Origin of the sequence: Syntrophaceticus schinkii (assembly GCF_000946815.1) — a bacterium.
In the GTDB taxonomy this organism is placed as follows: domain Bacteria; phylum Bacillota; class DSM-12270; order Thermacetogeniales; family Thermacetogeniaceae; genus Syntrophaceticus; species Syntrophaceticus schinkii.
Window position 1 is genome coordinate 1 of the sequence record NZ_CDRZ01000107.1, and the last position, 2,639, is coordinate 2,639.

At 31.6% G+C, this 2,639-nt stretch carries 5 protein-coding genes; all 5 read right to left on the minus strand.

Annotated features, from left to right (window positions below):
* Positions 1–25 precede the first annotated feature (25 nt).
* Positions 26–310, minus strand: a complete 285-nt coding sequence (locus SSCH_RS05720) for a hypothetical protein (RefSeq protein WP_044664634.1) — start codon at positions 308–310, stop codon at positions 26–28.
* Between the two features lie 161 nt (positions 311–471).
* On the minus strand, positions 472–600 hold the full coding sequence (locus SSCH_RS20820; RefSeq protein WP_269746125.1) for a hypothetical protein: 129 nt from the start codon (positions 598–600) through the stop codon (positions 472–474).
* The gene (locus tag SSCH_RS05725) at positions 587–1,297 is read right to left on the minus strand and encodes an ABC transporter permease (RefSeq protein WP_044664635.1); all 711 of its coding nucleotides are present in this window, start codon (positions 1,295–1,297) and stop codon (positions 587–589) included. Before SSCH_RS05725 ends, SSCH_RS20820 begins: the two co-directional genes overlap by 14 nt.
* On the minus strand, positions 1,297–1,590 hold the full coding sequence (locus SSCH_RS16330; RefSeq protein ID WP_156972122.1) for a hypothetical protein: 294 nt from the start codon (positions 1,588–1,590) through the stop codon (positions 1,297–1,299). The genes SSCH_RS05725 and SSCH_RS16330 overlap by 1 nt, the downstream gene beginning before the upstream one ends.
* Complete coding sequence (locus tag SSCH_RS16335; protein WP_052835365.1) at positions 1,587–1,934, minus strand: ATP-binding cassette domain-containing protein; 348 nt, start codon at positions 1,932–1,934, stop codon at positions 1,587–1,589. The genes SSCH_RS16330 and SSCH_RS16335 overlap by 4 nt, the downstream gene beginning before the upstream one ends.
* Positions 1,935–2,639 lie beyond the last annotated feature (705 nt).

Sequence of the window (2,639 nt, forward strand, 5' to 3'; positions counted from 1 at the left end):
CGAGATAAACCAAGAAATTTGAGCATCAACCAGAAAATTCGAGCATTTCTTGAGACTGATATTTGCTGTTAGGTGCTTTGCGCATGGTAAAAGTGCTTTTGATAAGTTCCTTGAAACCAATTGCCTGTTTAAAAGATTCTACAGGGCCAAAATTGGCGAATTTAGTGGTTGTATTGTTATCAAAAGTAACTGGCAAATTAAATTTACGGATTTTCTTTTGTAAACGGTATTTTTCAAGTTCAATCTTTCTTTTTTCACGTCTGGGTAAAAGAGGTGCTTGACAATGTGTGGCTGTTTGTTGTACTTTCATATTGAAGACATCCCTTCTATTGGATTTTGGGTCTCACCTATCCAATTAGATTTTTGAGGGGTGTCTTCCTCCTTTTTGTGCAAAATATTTTATAGGTTTTGCTACTTAAAAAGCTAGCAATGGCAAGAGCTTGGGCAGCTTTATTAGGGGTTACTTGCCGGCTATAGGATTAAATCTATTTCATCCTGAGATAAAGTTTTACCAGATACTTCCCCTCTTCTATCACAACAAATACGACATTTAGCATTACAATTTTCTGTAAGTAAAATCCCTATATCATGATAGTCCATTTCTTAACCACCTTTTTCTAAAAATCCATACGAAACATAATACAATGCAAAACAAAATAAGGTTATACATAAAGCTATTTAATATTGATAAATATTCGGCATTACCTGTTATCCAATATTTACTTAGTTTATGAGACAACATATTAGATGAATCAAAATATGCTAGAAAACTCAATTTCCCAAAAGTCGTTGAAATAACAATAGAGCTAATCCAAAAAGATAGATTTATACAATATGCTGCTAACATATTTTTAAACAGAAACGCAATCAGTGCAGATATTAAAATCTCATAAATGAGTGCATTTTCAGAATAACATAACATAACCCATAATTCTGAAAAATCACCGTATAGAATACAGATGAAAATTGTCATTGTAAGCAGGGAAATTGAAAACCAAAAAATCATTACCAATAATTTAGATAAAAAATAACGAACTTCATTTATTCCAAGCATTCGATAAAATAAAATATTTTTCTCTTTGTAATCAACACTAAATGAATAAATAACGATAATTGAGAAAAGCATCATTCCAAATTGTGTTATAACTGAATATATACTTTCAAACAATTGTTTTATTGTAACATTGTCAACTTTATCAAGGCTAACTAATAAGATATACCCCAATACAAAACATAATACTACTGCCGTAAAACAATATAAAAAATTTTTGTTGTTTATACTTCTTTTTAATTCCATTAAACAGAACGCCCCTTCACATAAAGATCAAACAATTCTTCTTTTGTATTTATCCTAACAATGTTTTTATTGGAAAAATAATAATATATTCCAGGCATATATTCTATATCTGATAGATTATGTGTAATATTAATAGAGGTAACTCCATTATTCCCTGCATATTCTTTTAAAAACCCATATATATCCAAGCTGCTGCTTTTATCTAGTGCAGACGTAAATTCATCAAGTATAATAATTCTGGGTTTTGCAGATAAAAACGATAGCAACTTTATTTTTTTGTTTCTGACCATCACTCATTTTTTTTTATACACAATTTTTGTGGAACATTCTTCAATTTTAATAATTCATATAATTCGTCAACTTGTTTGTCAGAGAACTTATTTTTTAAAATTTTGACAATATCTTTTAAGCTAAAGTCCAAAGGCACATTGCTATCACTTCCTAATAATACAATATCATCATCCGCTTCAATTTTACCGCTATATTTGACCATACCAATACAAGATTTTGCAAAACAGGATTTTCCAACACCATTACTTCCAAGTAAGTGATTTATTACATTTTGATTGAAAGAAATATTTAAATTTTCTATCAATACCTTATCACCCATTTTTAAAGAATAATCAGTAAATTTCATTTATGTCTCCTTTTTGTTTCACTCAAACCGTATAGACAGCTGCTCACCAAGCCATAGCCCCTGGCTACATATCCGACAAAGACGTGAGACTGACAGTTTTCCGTGCAGACAACCACTTTGGGGTTCCGAATTCAGTGTTCGCTTCTTTCTTTACCCAATTATGAGGCAGGGCACACAGCGAACAAGGGCTGATAGAACTGACGATGGTTCGTTGATCTGGACCTCATTTTGTACAACTAGCTCTGTAAAGTGTCTGATTCCATGCTTCTGTCGGTGAACTATTATTGTTATTTCCCATCTCCTTTTTACCTCCATTATGTGGTATGGGTAAATCGTGTTCTATTTTAAAATTCCTCTATTAAAAATATTTTATCTTTTTTTATTTTATCCTATAGCCGGCAAGTAACCCCTAATAAAGCTGCCCAAGCTCTTGCCATTGCTAGCTTTTTAAGTAGCAAAACCTATAAAATATTTTGCACAAAAAGGAGGAAGACACCCCTCAAAAATCTAATTGGATAGGTGAGATCCAAAATCCAATAGAAGGGATGTCTTCAATATGAAAGTACAACAAACAGCCACACATTGTCAAGCACCTCCTTTACCCAGACGTGAAAAAAGAAAGATTGAACTTGAAAAATACCGTTTACAAAAGAAAATCCGTAAATTTAATTTGCCAGTTACTTTTGATAACGATACAACCACTAA